Below are 18,741 nucleotides of genomic sequence, written 5' to 3' on the forward strand. Positions count from 1 at the left end.
CTGACCGACGCGGTCATCGTGGACGCGGTCCGCACCCCGATCGGGCGGCGCGACGGCGCGCTGTCCACCCTCAAGCCGGTGGCGCTGCTGCGGCACGTGCTGCTCGGGCTGATCGCGCGCACCGGCATCGACCCCGCCGCGGTGGAGCAGGTGATCGGCGGCTGCGTCAGCCAGGTCGGCGAGCAGGCGCTCGGGGTGACCCGCAACGCCTGGCTGGCCACCGGGCTGGACCCGGGCGTCGGCTGCACCACGGTCGACGTCAGCTGCGGCTCGGCCCAGCAGGCCAACCACCTGGTGGCGGCGCTGGTCGCGACCGGGGCGATCGAGGTGGGCATCGCCTGCGGCGTCGAGTCGATGAGCCGGGTGCCGGCCGGCGCGAACGCCCCCGGCGGGGTGGACGAGCACAAGCTGCCCGACTACCCGTGGGACGATCCGCCCGGCGTGCAGTTCGGCGGCGCCGAGCGGATCGCCCGGCGGGAGAGGCTGACCCGCGCGGACCTCGACGGCTACGGGGCGCTGTCCCAGCAGCGGGCCGCCCGGGCCTGGGCGCAGGGGCGGTTCGCCGCCGAGGTGCTGCCGCTCGGCGGTCTGACCCGCGACGAGGGGCTGCGCCCCACCACCGTCGAGACGCTGGCCGGGCTGCGCCCGGTGATGCGCGGCGGGCTGCACACCGCGGGCAGCACCTCGCAGGTCTCCGACGGCGCCGCCGCGGTGCTCTGGATGTCCCGGCGCCGCGCCGACGAGCTGGGGCTGCGGCCCCGGGCCCGGCTGCTGCACCAGGTGGTGACCGGGGCCGACCCGTACTTCCTGCTGGACGGGCCGACCGTGGCCACCCGGCGGATCCTGGACCGGGCCGGCCTGAAGATCGCCGACCTGGACGTGGTGGAGGTCAACGAGGCGTTCGCGTCGGTGGTGCTCTCGTGGGCCCGGCACCACGGCGCCGACCTGGCCCGGGTGAACGTCAACGGGGGAGCGATCGCGCTTGGCCACCCGATGGGCGCCACCGGCGCGCGGCTGCTCACCACCGCCCTGCACGAGCTGGACCGGGTCGACGGGGAGCTGGCCCTGGTCACCATGTGCTGCGGCGGCAGCCAGGGCACCGCCTCAGTGCTGCAACGGATCGCGGGGTGAGCCGGTGCGGATCGGACTGCTGCTCGACCGGTTCGACTGGCCCGGCGGCCCCGCCGCGCAGGGCCCCACCCTGCGCCGGATCGCCGTGCAGGCGGAGCAGGCCGGGGTGGCCAGCATCTGGGTCAACGACCACTTCCTGCAGATCCCGCTCTTCGGCGAGGCCACCGACCCGATCCTGGAGTCGTGGACGGTGCTGGCCCACCTCGCCGCGGTGACCGAGCGGGTCGAGCTCGGCACCCTGACCACCGGCGGCCACCACCGGCACCCGGGGCCGCTGCTGAAGATCGTCACCACCCTGGACGTGCTCTCCGGCGGGCGGGCCTGGCTCGGCGTCGGCCCGGCCTGGAACGAGCGGGAGCAGCTCGCCCTCGGCATCCCGACGTACAGCTGGCCGGAGCGGTTCGCCCGGCTGGAGGAGCTGCTCCGGCTCGCGCACCGGGCGTTCGACGGCGACCGGAGCCCGTTCGCCGGCGAACACCTGCGCCTGGCCGAGCCGATCTTCTCGCCGCCCCCGCTGCGCCGCCCGCCGATCCTGGTCGGCGGCGCCCACGAGCGCCGGGTCTTCCCCCTGGTCGCCCGGTACGCCGACGCCTGCAACCTGTTCGAGGCCGGCGGCCGGCCGATGCTGCGGCTCAAGCTCGACCTGCTCCGGCGCCGGTGCGAGGAGATCGGGCGGGACTTCGCCACGCTGCGCCGGACGTCCTTCGGCCCGCTGCACCTGTCCCGCACCGGCCACGGCGACACGCAGACCGTGGCGGCCGCCGCCGAGCGCTTCGCCACCCTGGCCGGCGAGGGCTTCGAGCTGGCCATCGTGGCGCTCGCCGACCCGGTCGACCCGGCGGCCTTCGACCTGCTCGCCGAGCTGGTCGAGGCGCTCGCGACGGTGGACGCGCCCGCCCGGTAGGGAACGGGCCCCCGGGTCCACCGTGCCGCACCGCTCCTGGACCGCCGTGCCGCACCGCTCCTGGACCGCCGTGCCGCGCCGTTGCCGGACCGACCGTGCCGCAGCGCCGTCAGCCCGCCGTGCCGCACCCGGGGGCCTCCGGCGCCGCCCGCCCGGTGCCCGCCGCCGGACGTCGTCCCCGGCGGACACCGGTGGCCGTGCCCTGCCGGGATCCGGTCCACCCGGGTCGGGGTGTGCAATCCGCGCTGCTTGTCGGGCCGCGCGACCCGTTGGGAGACTGGCTGCGCCGTGACGGTGAGCGACGAGTCGCGTGCCGCCTGCGTACACATTGGAGGGTGCGATGAGCGTGACCGGTGAGGCGGCGCGGGACACCACCCGCAGCGGCGCGGACGTCGTCAAGACCGCCGAGCTGCTGGCCCCGGAGTTCGCCGAGCGGGCCGCCGAGGGCGAGCGGCTGGGCCAGCTGCCCCCGGACCTGTTCGCCAGGGCGCAGGACGCCGGCCTGATCGACCTGATGCTGCCGCGCGCCCTCGGCGGGCTGGAACTGGACCCGCTCACCGTGATCGAGGTGATCAGCACGATCTCCGCGGCGGACGGGTCGGCCGGTTTCACCATCCTGACCCTCAACGCCACCTGCTATGTCGCCTGGCTCGCCGAGGACGCGGCGCGCACCGTGCTGGCCGGCGAACCGCGCGCGGTGGCCACCGTCTTCACCCCCCGCGGCACCGCGGTCCCGCAGGACGACGGCAGTCTGCTGGTGACCGGCCGCTGGCCGTTCAACACCGGTTGCCGCAACGCGTCCTGGTTCTGCAACGGGGTGATGGTGCTCGACGGTGACAAGCCGGCCGTCGTCCCGCCGGGCCGCCCGGACTGGCGGTTGGTGTTCGCCCCCCGCGAGCAGTGCGGGATCCTCGACACCTGGGACGTCGCCGGGTTGAAGGGCACCGGCAGCAACGACACCGTGATGGAGCAGGTGCGGGTCACCCCGGAGTTCACCGCCAACCCGATCTTCGAGCGGCCACGGCACGACGGGCCGCTGTTCCGGTGGTCGTTCTTCGCTCTGATGGGCGTGCAGTTCGCCGGCTTCCCGCTGGGCATCGCCCGCCGGGCGCTCGACGAGTTCGTCGCGCTGGCGCCGAAGAAGTCCCGGGGCAGCAAGCCCCTGGCCCAGGAGCAGTCGGTGCAGCTCACGGTGGCCCGCTGCGAGGCGGACCTGCGCTCGGCGAAGGCGTTCGTCACCGACGTGATGGGCGCCGCCTGGGAGCGGACCCTGCGCGGCGACGAGATGAGCATGGACGACCGGGTGGCCGTGCGGCTGGCCACCGGCCGGGCGATCCGCGCCGGCGTCGAGGTGGTCGACACCGTGTTCCGGCTCGCCGGCGGCGGCGCCCTCTACGGCAGCTCGCCGTTGCAACGCTGCTGGCGGGACATCAACGCCGGCAGTCACCACGGCTACTTCTCCGAATACCACGAGACGCGGGTCGGGCGGGCGCTGCTCGGGGTGCCCGTGCCGGACCCCTGGATGATGTGAAGGACGGTGGCCGATGAGCCAGTCGGATGCCAAGGTGAGCGGGGTCGAGGACCCGGCGGCGGTGGTGCAGTCCATCGTCGACGAGATCGCCGGTGCCCCGGTCTCGCCGGAACTGAGCTTCTTCGACCTCGGGCTGGACTCGATCCAGCTGATGGACATCTGCAACCGGATCAACGACCGGTACGGGGAGGTGATCGACCTCTTCCTGCTGTTCGAGAGCCCGACCATCAACGAGTGCGCCGACATCGTCCGGGCGCACGGCCACGGCGCCTGATGCGCCACCGCCGCCGGCCGGTGACCCGATGAGCACCGCCTGGGCCGCCCAGTGGATCTGGTGCCACGACAGCGGCATCGACAAGCTCGGCGAGTTCTCCACCGACACCCGGATCGCGGCCGGCGCGCAGGACCGCCGGGTGCTCTTCCGGCGGGTCTTCGACCTGCCCCGGGCGCCGGGCACCGCCCCGCTGCGGATCACCGCCGACTCCCGGTACGTGCTCTGGCTCAACGGGCGGGAACTGGCCCGCGGGCCGGCCCGCTCGCACCCGGCCCGGCTGCCGTACGACACCGTCGACGCGGGGCCCGCCCTGGTCGCCGGCCGGAACGTGCTCTGCTGCCTGGTCCGCTTCTACGGCGAGCCGAACGCCCGGTGGATGCCGGCCGGCCCGACGTTCAGCCACGGCGCCGGCGGGCTGCTCGCCGAACTGGACCTGCCCGACGGCCCGCTGGCCACCGACCGCGCCTGGCGCTACCGGATCGCCGACGCCTGGATCCCGCAGCGGCCGGAGGGCGTCGGCGGGTCGGTGCCCGAGGTGCTCGACGGCCGCCGGCTCGACCCGGGCTGGCTCGCGCTCGACGTCGACGACCGGGACTGGCGTCCGGCCCGGGTGATCACCGCGCTGCACATCGGGGGCACCGCCCGCACCACCCCGCCGACCGACCCGTACGGCCCGCTGCCGCCGGGTCCCGGCCTGTCCGCGCCCGCCGCATCGCGTCCGGCGGCGCGGGCCCGGCTCCGGCTGGCCCCGCCGCCGGCCGGCGACCCCGGCCCGGCCCGGTACGTCGCCGGCGCCGACGCGCAGGCCGGGCCGGTGCGGGGGGAGGTGACGTTCCCGGTCGAACTGGACCTGACCGCCGACGCGGTCGCCGTGCTGACCGTCGACTGGGGGCAGGTGGTGGCCGGCACCCTGGAGCTGCGGCTGCACGCCCCGGCCGGGACGCGGGTGGACGCCCGGATGTGCGAGGAACTGGACGCCGACGGCCGGATCCCGGCGCAGCACCACCCGCACGGGCTGCGTTACGTCGCCCGGGGCCACGCCGACCGGTTCGAGTCCGCCGACCCCGCCGGCGGCCGGTACGCGGTCCTGGTGCTCAGCGGCGCCGGCCGGATCCGCCTCGACGCGCCGGTGGTGCGCGAGCGGCTCCGGCCCCGCCCACCGGGCGCCTACTTCACCTGCTCCGACGAACTGCTCGACCGGATCCACCGCACCGGCCTGCGTACCGTCGACCTCAGCGCCCAGGACGCCTACCTGGACTGCCCGACGCGCGAGCAGCGGGCCTGGGTCGGCGACTCGGTGGTGCACCAGGCGGTCGACCTGCTCACCAACCCCGACTGGCGGCTCGCCCGCTGGCACCCCCGGCTCTGCGCCAGCCCCCGTCCGGACGGCATGCTGCCGATGGCGGTGGCCTGCGACTACGAGCACCGCGGCGGCACCTACATCCCGGACTGGTCGCTGCACTGGATCCGCTCGGTGCACAACCTCTACCGCTGGACAGGCGACCGGGACCTGGTGGCGGAGCTGCTGCCGGTGGCGGAGCGGGTGCTGCGCTGGTTCGCCGACTTCGCCCGTGGCGGCCTGCTGCACGACGTGACCGGCTGGGTGCTGCTGGACTGGGCCAGCGTCCAGGGCGCCGGCGCCAGCGCCACGCTCAACGGGCTGTGGGGGCGGGCGCTGCGCGACGTCGCGGAGATGTCGGCCTGGCTGGGCGACCAGGGCCGGGCCCGGTGGGCGGCGGCCCGGCACGCCGAGCTGGCGGCCGGGTACCCGGTCTTCTGGGACGAGCGGCGGGGCGCGTACCGCGACTGGCTGCGCGACGGCGAGGTGGCCCCGCAGGTCTCCGACCACGCGACCGCGGCGGCCGTGGTCGGCGGGCTGGTGCCGGCGGCGCTGCGCCCGGCCGCGCTGCGCTTCCTGCTGCGCCGCGCCGACCGGGTGTGCCGGGCCTGGTCCTTCCGCACCATGCCGCTGCGCGCGGCGATGGGTCCGCCGCCGCCGGACTGGGACGTGGCGCGCGAGGTGGTCGAGGCGCAACCGTTCTTCCGCTACGTGGTGCACGACGCGGTCGCCGAGCTCGGCGCCGCCGGACAGGTGGCGGCGCTGTGCCGGGACTGGGCGCGGCTGTTCGACCTCGGCGACGGCACCTGGCCGGAGACCTGGCTCGGCGGCTCGCACTGCCACGGCTGGTCGGCCACCCCGAGCCGGGACCTGCCGCTGTACACCCTCGGGGTCAGCCCCGACCTGCCCGGCTTCGCCCGGGCCCGGATCGCGCCCCGGCTGGGCGACCTGACCTGGGCGCGCGGGGCGGTGCCCACCCCGCACGGGCTGATCGAGGTGGCGGTCACCGACCGGGTGGAGGTCACCTCCCCGGTGCCCTTCGTGCTCGATCTGGACGGCCGGCGGGAGTCCCGTCCCGCGGGCAGCTTCAGCGCCGCCCTGGTGGGGGTGCGATGACACCGCCCGAACCGGACCCCGGCGCGGTGCGTGACCTGCTCCGCCAGGCGTACGCGCTGGTGTCCGGCCGACTGGACGGCGACGTGGCGATCAACGCCGCGCTGCTGGCCACGGTGGAGGCCGCGCTCGGCCTCGCCGAGCTGCGGGTGGACCGCCGCGCCGACCTCGGCCAGCACAGCGAACGGCTCAGCGACGTCTACCTGTGCACCCGGGCGGCGGCGACCGCCGTCCGGTTCGCCGTGGTGGAGGCCGACGACCGGCGCCGGGTCCGCGGGGCCCGACGGCGGGAACCGGCGCCGACGGTGGACACCGAAGGCGCGCCGGCGGCGCTCGACGGTGGGAACGGGCGCCGCCCGCGCGCCCGACGGGAGCAACCGGCGGTGGCCGGCGGGGAGGGGTGATCGCATGCCGGGTGGCGACGTGGTGGCGGACCGGGTGAGCTTCGACCGGTCCGACCCGGCGTTCCTGCACGACCCGTATCCGACCTGGTCCCGGCTACGCGACGCGGACCCGCTGCACCTGACGGCCGGCGGGACGTACCTGGTCACCCGGCACGCGGACGTGACGGCGCTGCTGCGCGACCGCCGCTGCGGCCGGTCGGTGCCGCCCCGGTTGGTGCGCCGGGTGGCCGGCACCGGCGCCACCATGACCTCGTTCCTGGCCAGCGTGCTCAACATGGAGGGGGAGCGGCACGGCCGGATCCGCCGGCTGATGCTCACCCCGTTCACCCCCCGGCCGGTGGCCGGGCAGCGGGAGCGGATCGGCGCGCTGGTCGACGGGTTGCTCGACCGGGCCGGCGACCGCTTCGACCTGATCGAGGCGGTCGCCGCCGACCTGCCCATCCTGCTCGTCTCCGACGTGCTCGGCCTGCCGCACACCGACTGTGCCGAGCTGAAGCGGGGCATCGCCGCGCTGATCGACGCCTCGGCCGTCTTCCCGCCGCCGGAGGCGCTGGCCCGCAGCGACGAGGCCAACGCGTTCTTCGCCGACTACTTCGCCCGGCAGGTGCGCCGGCCCGCGCCGGACGGCCTGCTGGCCGGGATGGCGGCGGCCTGGCGGGCCGGCCGGATCACCGCCGAGGAGCTCTCCGCCAACGCCACCCTGCTGCTCTTCGCCGGCAACGAGACCACCACCAACAGCATCGGCAACGGGGTGCTGGCGCTGCTGTCCCGCCCCGAGCTGCTCGACCGGCTGCGCCGCGCGCCCGAGCTGGTGCCGACCGCGGTGGACGAGCTGCTGCGCTACGACAGCCCGGTGCAGACCACCATCCGCTGGACGGAGGCGCCGATCGACCTGCCGTCGGGGCGGTTGCAGGCGCGCCGCTTCGTGGAGGTGTCGCTCGCCGCCGCCAACCGCGACCCGGCCGCCTTCGACCGGGCCGACGAGGTGGTGCTCGACCGGCAACCCAACCCGCACCTGGCCTTCGGCCACGGCATGCACCTGTGCCTGGGGCTGCACCTCGCCCGGCTCGCCGGCGAGCTGGTGCTGCGCCGGCTGCTGACCCGGTACGCCACGGTGGAGCTGGACGGGGAGCCCGTGCGGGCGGCGTCGCTGTGGAACCGTGGCCTGCACCGCCTGCCGCTGCGGGTGAGCTGATCCGGTACGCCGGCGACCCGGCCGCGAGCGGCGCCGCGGTTCAGCCGAGGCGGACCGGGAGGCTGGTCAGGCCGCGCAGGGTGAAGCACGGCACCCGGCGGCGCGCCGGCCCGGCGACGGTCATCTCCGGGAACCGGCGCACCAGCGCGGCCAGCGCGGCGCCGACCTCGATGCGGGCCAGCGTGCCGCCGAGGCAGGAGTGCATGCCCCGGCCCAGCCCCAGGTTGCGCGGCGCCTCCGGGCGGCGCAGGTCGAGCCGGTCCGGGTCGGCGAAGATCCGCTCGTCGCGGTTGGCCGAGCCGAGCAGCAGCATCACCTGGCGGTGGGCCGGGATGTCCACCCCGTCGACGTGGTAGGTGCCGGTGGTGACCCGGGTGGCGGTCTGCACCGGGCTGTCGTAGCGCAGCAGCTCCTCGACCGCGTTGGGCATCAGCTCCGGCGAGCGGCGCAGCAGGTCGAGCTGGTCCGGGTGCTCCAGCAGCGCGAGCATCCCGTTGGCGATCAGGCTGACCGTGTTGTGGTGCCCGACGATCAGCAGGAAGACCCCGTTGACCAGCAGCTCGGCCAGGGACATCGTGCGGTCGTCGCGGCTGGTCGCCAGCCACCGGCCGAGCAGGTTGCCGCCCGGCACCGCGTCGCGGCGGCGCACCAGCCGGGCGAAGTAGGCGCCCGCCTCGCGGGTCGCCTCCGCGGCCTGCTCGCGCTGGGCGTCGGTGAGCACCGCGTCCGGGTCGGAGGCCACCCCGAACTCGTGCGACCAGCGGCGCAGCAGCGGCTGGTCCTCCCGCGGGATGCCGAACAGCCGGGCGATGATGGCCACCGGGATCGGGTACGCCACGTCCGCCACCAGGTCGATCCCGGTCCGCCCGCGCGCCTCCAGCTCGTCGAGCACCTCGTCCACCGTCTCGGTGACGACCGGGCGGAGCGCGTCCACCGCGGCCGGGTGGAACTCCGGGGTGATCGCCGAGCGGATCCGCCGGTGGTCCGGCGGGTCCAGCGCGTTGAGCGGCAGCGGGAAACGCTGGTCCACCCCGCGCGCCCGGAAGTACCGGTCGTAGTGCTCCAGCTGGGCGAAGTCGCAGCTGAGCGCCGGGTCCTTCAGGCCACGCAGCACGTCCGGGTAGCGGGGGACCACCCAGATGTCCGAGCCGGCGTGCAGCGCCGGCCCGCTCTCGCGCAGCCGCCGCAGGAAGGGGTACGGGTCGGCGACGTACTCCGGGGTGCCGACCACCGACAGGAAGTCCTCGGTGGCGGTGTCGGCCGGGCCGTGGTGGTGCCGGGCGGCCATCGGTCAGCCGACGCTGACGGGGAGCTTCGAGTAGCCCCGCTGGGCGGGCCGGTCCAGCCGGGTCGGCTCCTCCGCCACGGCCAGGTCGGGCAGCCGGCTCAGCAGCCGGGGGAAGGCGATCCGGCCCTGAAGGCGGCCCAGCGCCTGGCCGAGGCAGATGTGCGCGCCGGCGCCGAAGGTGAGCGGGTGGTTGTTCGGCCGGTCGGGGTCGAACCGGTCCGGGTCGGGGAAGCGGTTCGGGTCCCGGTTCGCCGCGCCGAGCATCATCTGCACGTGCTGGTTGGCCTTCACGTGCACCCCGGCGACCGTGATGTCCTCGGCCGCCCAGCGCAGCGTCCACTGGATCGGCGACTCCATCCGCAGGATCTCGTCGACGAAGCCGGGGGCCAGCGCGGCGTCCGCGCGCAGCCGCCCCGCCTGCTCGGGGTGGTCGAGCAGGATGACCAGCCCGCTGCCGAGCATGTTCGCCACCGTCTCCCAGCCGGCCATCAGCAGCAGCACCAGGTTGGCGATCAACTCGTCGTGGGAGAGCCCCTCCACGGCGGTGTCGTTCGCCTCGATCAGCGCGGTGAGGAAGTCGTCGCGCGGCTCGGCCCGGCGCTCGGCCACCAGCCGGTCGAAGTAGCGGGACAGCTCGGCGGTGGCGTGGTCGGCGCTGAACAGCGCCTCCCCGAACTGCATGTTCTGCACCTTCACCAGCTCGTCCCAGTGCGGGCGCAGCCACTCGCCGTCGGCGTCGGGCACCCCCATGAGGTCGCAGAAGATGCCGAGCGGGAGCGGGTAGGCGAAGGCCTCCATGAACTCGACCGACCCGCCCCGGCTCTCCAGCAGGGTGTCGATGAGCCGGTCCACCCGCTGCTCGATCTGCTCCTGCATGGCGGCCACCCGGCGGGCGGTGAAGGCGGCCCCGAAGACCCGGCGGACCCGGGTGTGGTCCGGCGGGTTCACCGAGTGCAGCGAGTTCGCCATCATCTGCATCGAGGGGTGCTCGCGCCAGTTGCGGACGTACCGGTCCAGCGACACGGTGCCGTCGAGCAGCAGCCGGGAGTCGCGCATCATCGCGTCGACGTGGTCGTACCCGACGATGATGTGAACCCGCCGTCCGAAGGGGATCACCGGCCCGTGGGCGTGCATCGCCGCGTACGCCGCGTACGGCTCGGCGCGGCCCTCCGGAGTGTTCAGCACCTTCAGCGCGCTCGCGATGTCCACGTCCTCCACCTCCGCACTCGGGGCATCCGGGTTGCAAGGTAGACCGAAGGCCGGGACGCGTTCGACTGTGCAACGTCGCCACTTGGACCCCGCCGCCGCCGGCGGTCAGCTGCCGCGGGAGAACGCCGCCGGGCGGCTGAGCTGGTGCAGCAGCATCTGCTGTTGACCGGAGGCGAGCAGCCGGCCGTCGTCGGACCAGACGGCCGCCGCGCCGCCGACGAAGCCGTGCGCCGCGGCGGTGCCCCGGGCGTCGACCAGCAGCCACTCGGCGTCGCCGGCGTCCTGGTGGAAGGTCACCGCCAGGTGCGTGGTGAGCGCCAGCGTGCGGTCCCGGTCCGGCATCAGCACCCGGATCGCCGGCCACTGGAGACTGTCCACCAGGATCAGCGCCCGGCAGGCGTCCAGCCACGGTTCGTCGAAGGCGGCCACCGGCCGGAACCGGGCCCAGGTCAGCTCGGGTGTCGGGCCGGGCACCACCCGCAGCGTGACGCTGTCGTGCCAGCGCGGCACCCACGCGTCGGCGGCGGCGAGCCGGGCCTTCAGGTCGGGCAGCCGCTGCGGTCCGGGTGCCGCGGGCATGTCGCCCCAGGCCACGGCGGGGCCGTCGGGCTGCTCGGGAGTGGCCCAGAGCTGCGCCTCCAGCAGCCGCTCGCCGCGTTGGAACATCGCCACCCGCACGGCGATCGCCCGCTCGGTGCTGCGCAGCACCGTGCCGGCCAGCTCCACCCGGCCGAACCGGGCCGGGGCCAGGAACTGGCAGGACATGCTCGCCGGCCGGTACCGGCCGACCAGCCGTTGCCCGGCGCGCAACGCAACCGCCGCCAGGTAACCGCCGTTGGGCCCTACGAGCTGCCAGTCGGAGGAGAGCGTGGCGGCGAACCGGCCGGGCGCGACGGACTCGACCGCGGTGTCGGACGCGAGATTGCCCACGATGTTCACCTCCGTGTGCGGCTGCTCACGTTAATGTGACTGTTCCACCGAGCGGAATCGAGGACGGCATGGACCGACAGCCGGTGCGGTACGTGGGAATCAGCCCCTACCTGTACTACGAGGACGCGGCCGCGGCGTTGGACTGGCTCGCGCGCACCTTCGGCTTCGAGGAGCAGGTGCGCTGGGTCGACCCCGACGGCGCGGTCCAGGAGGCCGAGATCCGGGCGGGTGACACCGTCTTCCAGGTCTGCGGGTGCCCGGGGTTCTGGGCGAAGCAGGGCGTGGCCGGGCCACTGGGCCAGGAGAACATCCTCTACGTCGACGACGTCGACGCCCACTGGGCCAACACCCGGGCGGCGGGCGCCGACCCGCAGCCGCCGGAGGACAAGCCGTACGGGGTGCGGGCCTACGGTCTCAAGGACCCGGGCGGGCACACGTGGGTGTTCTGGCAGCGGTTGACCGACACCGTCGAGCTGCAGCCGGGGTGGCGGGAGATCCGCGGCGGCCAGGTCACCCGGGAGGCCGTGGCGACATGACCCCGCCGGGCGGGGCGCACGCCCAGGCTCAGGCCCTCGGCGGGCGGCTGTTCCAGGCCAGCCTCGCGGCCGCCGAGCTGATGACGGTCTACCTGGGCGTCCGCCTGGGCCTCTACGAGGCGCTGGCGAAGGGGCCGGCCACCGCGACCGAGTTCGCCGACCGGGCCGGCATCGCCCCCCGGTACGCCACCGAGTGGCTGGAGCAGCAGGCGGCGGCGGGGATCGTGACGGTCGACGACGTCACGGTCCCCGCCGACCGGCGCCGCTTCGCGTTGCCCGAGGGGCACCGGCTGGCGCTCACCGACACCGGCGGTCCCTGGTCGGTCGCCCCGCTCAGCGTGCTGCCGGTCGGTGGCATCGCCCCCGCGCTGCCCCGGCTGGCCGAGGCGATGCGGGCGGGCGCCGGGGTGCCTCCCGACGCGTACGGGGAGGCGCTGCGGGCGGCCCAGGCCGGGATGAACCGGTCGGTCTTCACCGACCAGCTCCCCGGCTGGCTGCGGGCCGCTCTGCCCGACGTGCACCAGGCGCTGCGCCGGCCCGGCGCGGCCATCGCCGACGTGGGCTGCGGCACCGGCACGTCCACGCTGGTGCTGGCCCGCACCTATCCGCTGGCCCGGGTGCACGGCTTCGACCGGGACGCCGGCGCCCTGGCCGCCGCGCGGGCCGCGGTGCCGCCGGCCGCCGCGCAGCGCGTCCGGTTCGCCGCCGCCGACCTCGCCGGCCACGCCGGGACCGACCGGTACGACCTGGTCTGTGTCCTCGACGCGCTGCACGACATGGCGCGCCCGGTCGAGGTGCTCGCCGCCTGCCGGGCCATGCTCAAGCCGGCCGGTGTCGTGCTGCTGATGGAACCCCGGGCGGCCGAGCGGTTCACCGCCCCCGCCGACGAGACGGAGCGGTTCATCTACACCGTGAGCCTGCTGCACTGCCTGCCGCAGGGCCTGGTGGACGAGGGTTCGGTGGGCACCGGCGCGGTGCTGCGCCCCGAGACGGTACGCCGGCACGCCGCCGCGGCCGGCTTCGCCCGCACCACGGTGCTCGACGTGGCGCACCGCTTCCACCGGCTCTACCGGCTCGACCTCCACTGAGGACGGTCAACTGCGCGCCGCGCTCGCATTGTGCCCCCGCCCCGATCCCAGCATGGTGCTCAGGGAGAAGTGTCGTCGGCCAATGGATGAGTGAGGTCCGCGGTGTCAGAGACGGTCAGCGTGAGTACCCGGCAGCCAGCCCAGACCAGTTCGATCGGGAGCATCCGCAGTCAGCAGAACTCGCAGTTCGGGCTGGAGAGCGTGGCGAACCTCGTCACCCCGTACGCGGTGCGGGTCGCCGCGACGCTGCGCCTGGCCGACCACATCACCGACGGGGTGACCGACGTGCCGACGCTGGCCCAGCGGTGCGGCGCGGACCCGAAGGCGCTGCGCCGCCTGCTGGTGCACCTGGCCAGCTACGACGTGTTCACGGAGCGGCCCGACGGCGGCTACGACGTCGGCCCGGTGGGGCAGCAACTGCGCAGCGACCACCCGATGAGCATGCGGGTGCTGCTCGACCTGGACTCGTTCAGCGGCAAGGCGGACCTGTCCCTGTCCGGCCTGCTGGAGTCGGTGCGCACCGGCGAGCCGGTCTACCCGGCCCAGCACGGCAAGCCGTACTGGGAGGATCTGGTCTCCTCGCCGGCGATGGGGGACAGCTTCGAGACCGCGCTGGACACCATCGTCAACTTCTCCTCCCGTTCCCTGCTGCGCGGCTACGACTGGTCGACCGTGAAGCGGATCGTGGACGTCGGCGGCGGCAGCGGCGCCCCGCTGATCCGGCTGCTGAAGAAGTACGAGCACCTCCAGGCGACGCTGGTGGACTTCCCGCAGATGATCGAGCGGGCCCGGCGCAACTTCGAGGCGGCCGGGGTGGCCGACCGGGCCTCGGTGACCCCGGGCAGCTACTTCGACCCGCTGCCGCCGGGCGCCGACGCGTACCTGCTCTCCGAGGTCGTCGACCAGGAGTCGGAGGAGAACGCGGTGCGGATCCTGCGCCGCTGCGCCGAGGCCGCCGGCGACACCGGCAAGGTGATGCTGCTCCAGACGCCGGTGACGAAGTCCAACCGGGCCGTGATGACCGCCCTCGACCTGCGGATGCTCACCAGCGTCGGCGGGCAGGAGCTCAGCGTCGAGCAGTACCGCGAGCTGTTCGCCAAGGCCGGGCTGAAGCTGGACACCACCTACCCGGCCAGCAACATCACCACCTTCTCGGTGATGCTCTTCGTCTGCTCCGCCGCCTGAGCCGATGGCCGACCTGGCGACCGCCACCGGCGCCCGGCTGGTCGCGGCGCTCGCCGCCGGGGAGGTCGGCAGCGTCGAGCTGCTGGAGACGTGCCTGGCGCGGGTGGCGGCGTACAACGACGGGTTGAACGCGGTCGTCGCGACGGACCTGGACCGGGCCCGCGCCGCGGCCCGGGCCGCGGACGACGCCCGGGCCCGGGGTCGGCTGCTCGGCCCGCTGCACGGGCTGCCGATGACCGTGAAGGACGTCTTCGAGACCGCCGGTCTGCGCACCACGGCGGGCGCGGTCGAACTCGGCGAGCACGTGCCGGCGCGGGACGCCGACGCGGTGGCCCGGCTGCGGGCCGCCGGCGCGGTGGTCTACGGCAAGACCAACGTGCCGCGCTACGCCGGCGACTTCCAGACCTGGAACGAGCGGTACGGGCTGACCGTGAACCCGTGGCGTGCGGACCGGACCGCCGGCGGCTCGTCCGGCGGCTCGGCGGTCGCGGTGGCCACCGGGATGAGCCCGATCGAGCTGGGCAGCGACATCGCCGGCTCGATCCGGGCGCCGGCCCACTACTGCGGGGTCTTCGGCCACCTGCCGAGCTGGGGCGCGGTGCCCGGCCGGGGGCACCTGCCGCCACCCCCCGGCGCGCTGGCCACCCCCGAGCTGGGCACCGCCGGCCCGCTCGGCCGCGGCGCCGACGACCTGGAGCTCGCCCTCGACGTCCTGGTCGGCACCGACCTGGCCGGCGTGCCCGGCGGCCGGCTGCCGGCCAACCGCCTGCCCGACCTGCGCGACTGCCGGGTCGGGCTCTGGCTGGACAGCCCGCTGGCCCGCACCGACCGGGAGCTGCTGGGCATCCTGCGCGGGCTGGCCGACCGGCTTGCCGACGCCGGCGCCGTGCTGGTCGAGCGGCTGCGCCCGCCCCGACCGTTCTACGAGATGCACGAGGTGTACGTGCGGCTGCTCATCGGCGTGCTGTCGGCGTACTTCACCCCGGACGAGTACGGGCAACTGCTCGCCGTCGCCGCGGACGACCCGCTGGCCCAGGCGGTGACCCAGTCCTACCGGGACTGGTCCGCCACCCAGGAGCGGCGGGCCCGGATCGAGGCGGCCTGGCCGGCGGTGTTCGAGCAGGTCGACGTGGTGCTCACCCCGGTGACCCCGCTGCCGGCGTTCCCGCACGACGTGGACCGGCCCGCGCCGCAGCGGACGCTGGAGATCGACGGCAGGTCCGTGCCGTACTTCGTGCACATGGTCTGGACGAACCTCGCCAGCCTGGCCCGGCTGCCGGCCACCGTGGTGCCGGTCGGGCGCACCGCCGCCGGCCTGCCGGTGGGCGCGCAGATCGTCGGGCCGCGCTGGGCCGACCGTTCCACCATCGGCTTCGCCCGCCTGGTGGAGCGGCTCACCGGCGGCTTCACCGCCCCGCCGCTGGCGGCCCGGCCCGCCCCCGACGCCGCCCGGCCGTCACTCGACCTCGGCCGCGAGGCGCTTCGGCGCGGTTAGCCGGTACGCGTCCCGGACCAGTTCGGTCACCTCGTCCCAGTCCAGCCCGGGTGGCTCCAGGTCCACCCCCACCCAGCCGCGGGCACCGAGGTAGCTCGGCACGTGGAAGCGGACCGGGTCGGCGCCGACCAGCGCCTGCTGCGCCCCGGGTGCCGCCTTGACGTGCAGCACCACCCGGCCGTCGCCGTGGTGGTCGTCGAGGAACCACAGGAAGGTCCTCTTCCGCACCCGGTAGCCGACGTGCGGGCCCTCGCCGTCGGCGGTCACCTCGGGCAGGGCGGTGGCGATCGCGCGTACCCGCTCGCGCAGCGCGTCGCCGGTCACGACGCGGCCCGCCCGGCGGGGCGGAGGTCGCCCAGCAGCGCCGGCAGCGACGGCGCCGGGTCGGCCAGCACGGCCCGGGCGGCGGCCCCGTAGTCGGCCAGGAACCGCTCGACCCAGCTCGGCGCGAACTGGTTCTCCGCGTAGGAGAGCCGGGCCTCGATCCGGTCACCGCGCGGGATGACGGTGAGGTTCAGCCCGAACCGGCTCAGCGCCTGCGGCGGCCGGAAGGTGCCGATCTCCAGCCCGGACGGGAGGGTGGCCGCCTCCCACGCCTCGGGGCTGCGGTCCGGCAGCATCTGGAAGACCACGTCGTTGAGCCGGCCGGGGGAGTGCACCAGCGACGGCAGGGAGAGCATCTGCGCCGGCACCGCCTGGTGGACCACCGCGTCCAGCACCGTGCGGCGGGTCTGCGCAAGCAGGTCGCGGAACGACCCGCCGGGCGCGAAGGCCGTCCGCAGGGCCAGCATGTTGGCCAGGAAGCCGACGGTGTGCTGAAGCTCGCGGCGGGTGCGGTTGGCGAAGAACGAGGCGACGGTGAGGTCGTCCTGCCCGGTACGCGAGTGCAGCAGCAGGTAGTACAGCGCCAGGAAGACCGAGAAGAGCGTGGTGCGTTCGGCCCGGGCCAGCTCGCGCAGCCCGTCGCCGACGGTGCCGGGCAGCTCGGCGACGGCCAGCGCCGGCTCCGGCCGGGCCAGGTCGACCACGTCGGCGCGGCCGGGCAGCACGGGCAGCCGCACCCCGGCCAGCCGCGCCTGCCACCACTCCTGCTGGCGGCGCAGCTCGCCGCTGTCCACCGCGGCCCGCTCCCACCGGCAGAAGTCGAGGTACTGCCAGCCGACCGGGCGCAGTGCCGGGTCCGTCCCCGGCGCGGCGCCCAGCAGCCGGACCACGTCGTCGACCACCACCCCGCAGGACCACGCGTCCGAGATCAGGTGGTGCATGTTCACGCACCAGACCGCGTCGCGGTCGCCGAGACGCCACAGGGTGAACCGGACCGGCGTCCGCTCGACCGGGATCGGCGCGGTCAGCTCGGCGCGCAACTGCCGGGTCAGCTCGGCCTCGGCGTCGGCCGGCAGCGCCACGGTGCGTACCGGGGCGGGTAGCCGGTCGTGCACCCGCTGCACCAGCTCGCGGCCCCGGCGGTCGAGGGTGGTGCGCAGCGACCCGTGCCGGGCGGTGAGCAGCTCCGCGGCCGCCCGGACCCGTCCGGAGTCCAGGTCGCCCCGGATCCGGAACAGGGCCGGGCAGCTGACCGACGAGGACTCGGAGCGGTAGTGCTCGAGGAACCAGACCAGCCGCTGCCCGATCGACGCGGGCGCCTCGTCGGTCACCGTCATGGCGTGCCCGCGCCCTCCGGGAGGGCCCGGGGGGCGGAGAACGCCGCCACCCCGGCGAGCAGCACGACCCCCGCGGCGAGCAGCATCGCGTTGGTGTAGCCGGTCGCGGCGCTGGCGAACGAGGCGGCGAAGGTGGCCAGGACCGCCACACCCAGCGCGCCGCCGAACTGGTTGGCGGTGTTCACCAGGCCGGAGGCCAGGCCGGAGCGCTCCTCGGCGACGCCCGCCGTCGCGGTGCTGGTGGCCGGGACGAAGATGGCGCCGATGCCGATTCCCATCAGGATCGTCGGCACCAGCACGTCGGCCGGGTAGCTGCCGTCGTCGGGGGCGAGCGACAGCCAGACCTGCCCGGCCGCGGCGATCACCGCGCCGGCCAGCATCGGCGGCCGGGGGCCGACCTTGGGCAGCAGCATGCTGCCGGCGAACGAGCCCATCACGATGCTGAACGACAGCGGCAGGAAGGCCAGCCCGGCCTGCAACGGGCTGAACTCGTAGACGTCCTGGAGGAAGAGCCCGAGCAGGTAGTACATCGGCAGGCTGGCGGCGTTGGCCAGGAACGCCACCGCGTTGCCGGACGACACGGTGCGCAGCCGGAAGATGTCCAGCGGCACGATCGGCGAGCTGACCCGCCGTTCGATCGCGACGAAGGCGACCAGCAGCAGCACCCCGGCCAGCAGCGGGACCAGGGTGCGCGGCGAGCCCCAGCCGTAGCTGCTGGTGGAGGCGGCGCCGAGCACGACCAGCAGCAGACCGGCGCTGACCGCCGTGGCGCCGGCCAGGTCGAAGCCGCCCCGTGGGCCCGGACGGCGGGTCTCCCGCAGCCCGACCACGGCGGCGCCGAGCAGGAGCAGCCCGACCGGCACGTTGATCCAGAGCACCCAGCGCCAGTCGAGCAGGTCGGTGAGGACGCCGCCGATCAGCGAGCCGAGGGCGGCGCCGACCACGCCGGCGGTGATCCAGGCGCCGATCGCGCCGGCCCGCTGCTTCGGGTCGGTGAAGTAGGTGGTGAGGATGGCCAGCGTGGTGGGAGCGATGATCGCCGCGCCGACGCCCTGCCCGGCGCGGGCCGCCACCAGCCAGGCGCCGTTCAGCGCGAGCCCGCCGAGCAGCGAGGCCACCACGAAGACCACCAGGCCGACGAGGAGCATCCGCCGCACGCCGAACATGTCGGCCGCCCGACCGCCGAGCAGCAGCAGGCCGCCGAACGCGAGCAGGTAGGCGTTGACCACCCACTGCAGACCGAGGTCGCTGAGGCCGAGGTCGTTGCGGATGGTGAAGAGCGCGACGTTGACGATGGAGGCGTCGAGCAGTTCGGTGAAGGAGGCGCCGCAGGCGATGAGAAGCACGAGCCAGGCGCCGCGCGCCCGCAGCGGCGGGCTCGACGGGGCGGAAACCGTGCTGGTCGTTTCGTCAGTTGTCACCGGGCTCCTCCGAGGACGTACGGACAGTCGCCATCCG

17 protein-coding genes are annotated in these 18,741 nt (G+C 75.1%); 11 read left to right on the forward strand and 6 right to left on the reverse strand.

Going from position 1 to position 18,741, the window contains the following annotated elements:
* The 7 genes from AC1WTP_RS04260 to AC1WTP_RS04290 all read left to right on the forward strand — a co-directional run bounded on the left by AC1WTP_RS04260 (nt 1) and on the right by AC1WTP_RS04290 (nt 7,891).
* Complete coding sequence (locus tag AC1WTP_RS04260) at nt 1-1,131, forward strand: steroid 3-ketoacyl-CoA thiolase (protein ID WP_481648086.1); 1,131 nt, start codon at nt 1-3, stop codon at nt 1,129-1,131.
* 4 nt (nt 1,132-1,135) lie between these two features.
* The gene (locus AC1WTP_RS04265; RefSeq protein WP_481647932.1) at nt 1,136-2,035 is read left to right on the forward strand and encodes an LLM class flavin-dependent oxidoreductase; all 900 of its coding nucleotides are present in this window, start codon (nt 1,136-1,138) and stop codon (nt 2,033-2,035) included.
* Between the two features lie 340 nt (nt 2,036-2,375).
* Nucleotides 2,376-3,566 (forward strand): acyl-CoA dehydrogenase family protein, encoded by a 1,191-nt coding sequence (locus tag AC1WTP_RS04270; protein WP_481647933.1) that lies wholly within the window; start codon nt 2,376-2,378, stop codon nt 3,564-3,566.
* A gap of 13 nt (nt 3,567-3,579) precedes the next feature.
* A complete protein-coding gene (locus tag AC1WTP_RS04275) occupies nt 3,580-3,840 on the forward strand; it encodes an acyl carrier protein (protein ID WP_481647934.1) in 261 nt (86 codons plus the stop codon).
* 28 nt (nt 3,841-3,868) lie between these two features.
* Nucleotides 3,869-6,295 (forward strand): family 78 glycoside hydrolase catalytic domain, encoded by a 2,427-nt coding sequence (locus tag AC1WTP_RS04280; RefSeq protein ID WP_481647935.1) that lies wholly within the window; start codon nt 3,869-3,871, stop codon nt 6,293-6,295.
* Nucleotides 6,292-6,696 carry a hypothetical protein gene (locus AC1WTP_RS04285; protein ID WP_481647936.1) on the forward strand — a complete coding sequence of 135 codons (405 nt, stop codon included), beginning with the start codon at nt 6,292-6,294 and terminating at the stop codon, nt 6,694-6,696. Before AC1WTP_RS04280 ends, AC1WTP_RS04285 begins: the two co-directional genes overlap by 4 nt.
* Before the next feature lie 4 nt (nt 6,697-6,700).
* Nucleotides 6,701-7,891 (forward strand): cytochrome P450, encoded by a 1,191-nt coding sequence (locus AC1WTP_RS04290; RefSeq protein ID WP_481647937.1) that lies wholly within the window; start codon nt 6,701-6,703, stop codon nt 7,889-7,891.
* Nucleotides 7,892-7,931: 40 nt separating this feature from the next.
* Here the strand turns inward: AC1WTP_RS04290 and AC1WTP_RS04295 are convergent, their stop codons facing one another.
* From AC1WTP_RS04295 to AC1WTP_RS04305, 3 genes are all read right to left on the reverse strand, one after another.
* Entirely contained in the window at nt 7,932-9,179 is a 1,248-nt protein-coding gene (locus AC1WTP_RS04295; RefSeq protein WP_481647938.1) for a cytochrome P450, read from the reverse strand.
* 3 nt (nt 9,180-9,182) lie between these two features.
* The gene (locus AC1WTP_RS04300; RefSeq protein ID WP_481647939.1) at nt 9,183-10,388 is read right to left on the reverse strand and encodes a cytochrome P450; all 1,206 of its coding nucleotides are present in this window, start codon (nt 10,386-10,388) and stop codon (nt 9,183-9,185) included.
* A gap of 105 nt (nt 10,389-10,493) precedes the next feature.
* Nucleotides 10,494-11,318, reverse strand: a complete 825-nt coding sequence (locus AC1WTP_RS04305) for a thioesterase family protein (RefSeq protein WP_481647940.1) — start codon at nt 11,316-11,318, stop codon at nt 10,494-10,496.
* A 68-nt stretch (nt 11,319-11,386) separates the two neighbouring features.
* Here AC1WTP_RS04305 and AC1WTP_RS04310 point away from each other — a divergent pair, with 68 nt between their 5' ends.
* From AC1WTP_RS04310 to AC1WTP_RS04325, 4 genes are all read left to right on the forward strand, one after another.
* Complete coding sequence (locus AC1WTP_RS04310) at nt 11,387-11,854, forward strand: VOC family protein (protein WP_481647941.1); 468 nt, start codon at nt 11,387-11,389, stop codon at nt 11,852-11,854.
* Nucleotides 11,851-12,942, forward strand: a complete 1,092-nt coding sequence (locus tag AC1WTP_RS04315; protein ID WP_481647942.1) for a class I SAM-dependent methyltransferase — start codon at nt 11,851-11,853, stop codon at nt 12,940-12,942. Before AC1WTP_RS04310 ends, AC1WTP_RS04315 begins: the two co-directional genes overlap by 4 nt.
* Nucleotides 12,943-13,062: 120 nt before the next feature.
* On the forward strand, nt 13,063-14,127 hold the full coding sequence (locus tag AC1WTP_RS04320; protein WP_481647943.1) for a methyltransferase: 1,065 nt from the start codon (nt 13,063-13,065) through the stop codon (nt 14,125-14,127).
* 4 nt (nt 14,128-14,131) lie between these two features.
* A complete protein-coding gene (locus tag AC1WTP_RS04325; RefSeq protein ID WP_481647944.1) occupies nt 14,132-15,622 on the forward strand; it encodes an amidase in 1,491 nt (496 codons plus the stop codon).
* Here the strand turns inward: AC1WTP_RS04325 and AC1WTP_RS04330 are convergent.
* From AC1WTP_RS04330 to AC1WTP_RS04340, 3 genes are read right to left on the reverse strand one after another with little or no spacing between them, the layout of a single operon-like run.
* Nucleotides 15,584-15,946, reverse strand: coding sequence for an MmcQ/YjbR family DNA-binding protein (locus AC1WTP_RS04330; protein WP_481647945.1), 363 nt, complete (start codon nt 15,944-15,946; stop codon nt 15,584-15,586). The genes AC1WTP_RS04325 and AC1WTP_RS04330 overlap by 39 nt on opposite strands.
* On the reverse strand, nt 15,943-17,283 hold the full coding sequence (locus tag AC1WTP_RS04335; protein WP_481647946.1) for a condensation domain-containing protein: 1,341 nt from the start codon (nt 17,281-17,283) through the stop codon (nt 15,943-15,945). The genes AC1WTP_RS04330 and AC1WTP_RS04335 overlap by 4 nt, the downstream gene beginning before the upstream one ends.
* A complete protein-coding gene (locus AC1WTP_RS04340; RefSeq protein ID WP_481647947.1) occupies nt 17,280-18,704 on the reverse strand; it encodes an MFS transporter in 1,425 nt (474 codons plus the stop codon). The genes AC1WTP_RS04335 and AC1WTP_RS04340 overlap by 4 nt, the downstream gene beginning before the upstream one ends.
* Between the last annotated feature and the right edge of the window lie 37 nt (nt 18,705-18,741).

It is taken from the genome of Micromonospora sp. R311, from assembly GCF_056780015.1.

What these genes read in the sequence shown, in the direction of transcription:
- AC1WTP_RS04270 (WP_481647933.1), top strand. Translation starts at nt 2,376, where the DNA reads ATGAGCGTGACCGGTGAGGCGGCGCGGGACACCACCCGCAGCGGCGCG.
- AC1WTP_RS04275 (WP_481647934.1), top strand. Translation starts at nt 3,580, where the DNA reads ATGAGCCAGTCGGATGCCAAGGTGAGCGGGGTCGAGGACCCGGCGGCG.
- AC1WTP_RS04280 (WP_481647935.1), top strand. Translation starts at nt 3,869, where the DNA reads ATGAGCACCGCCTGGGCCGCCCAGTGGATCTGGTGCCACGACAGCGGC.
- AC1WTP_RS04285 (WP_481647936.1), top strand. Translation starts at nt 6,292, where the DNA reads ATGACACCGCCCGAACCGGACCCCGGCGCGGTGCGTGACCTGCTCCGC.
- AC1WTP_RS04290 (WP_481647937.1), top strand. Translation starts at nt 6,701, where the DNA reads ATGCCGGGTGGCGACGTGGTGGCGGACCGGGTGAGCTTCGACCGGTCC.
- AC1WTP_RS04295 (WP_481647938.1), bottom strand. Translation starts at nt 9,179, where the DNA reads ATGGCCGCCCGGCACCACCACGGCCCGGCCGACACCGCCACCGAGGAC.
- AC1WTP_RS04310 (WP_481647941.1), top strand. Translation starts at nt 11,387, where the DNA reads ATGGACCGACAGCCGGTGCGGTACGTGGGAATCAGCCCCTACCTGTAC.
- AC1WTP_RS04315 (WP_481647942.1), top strand. Translation starts at nt 11,851, where the DNA reads ATGACCCCGCCGGGCGGGGCGCACGCCCAGGCTCAGGCCCTCGGCGGG.
- AC1WTP_RS04325 (WP_481647944.1), top strand. Translation starts at nt 14,132, where the DNA reads ATGGCCGACCTGGCGACCGCCACCGGCGCCCGGCTGGTCGCGGCGCTC.
- AC1WTP_RS04335 (WP_481647946.1), bottom strand. Translation starts at nt 17,283, where the DNA reads ATGACGGTGACCGACGAGGCGCCCGCGTCGATCGGGCAGCGGCTGGTC.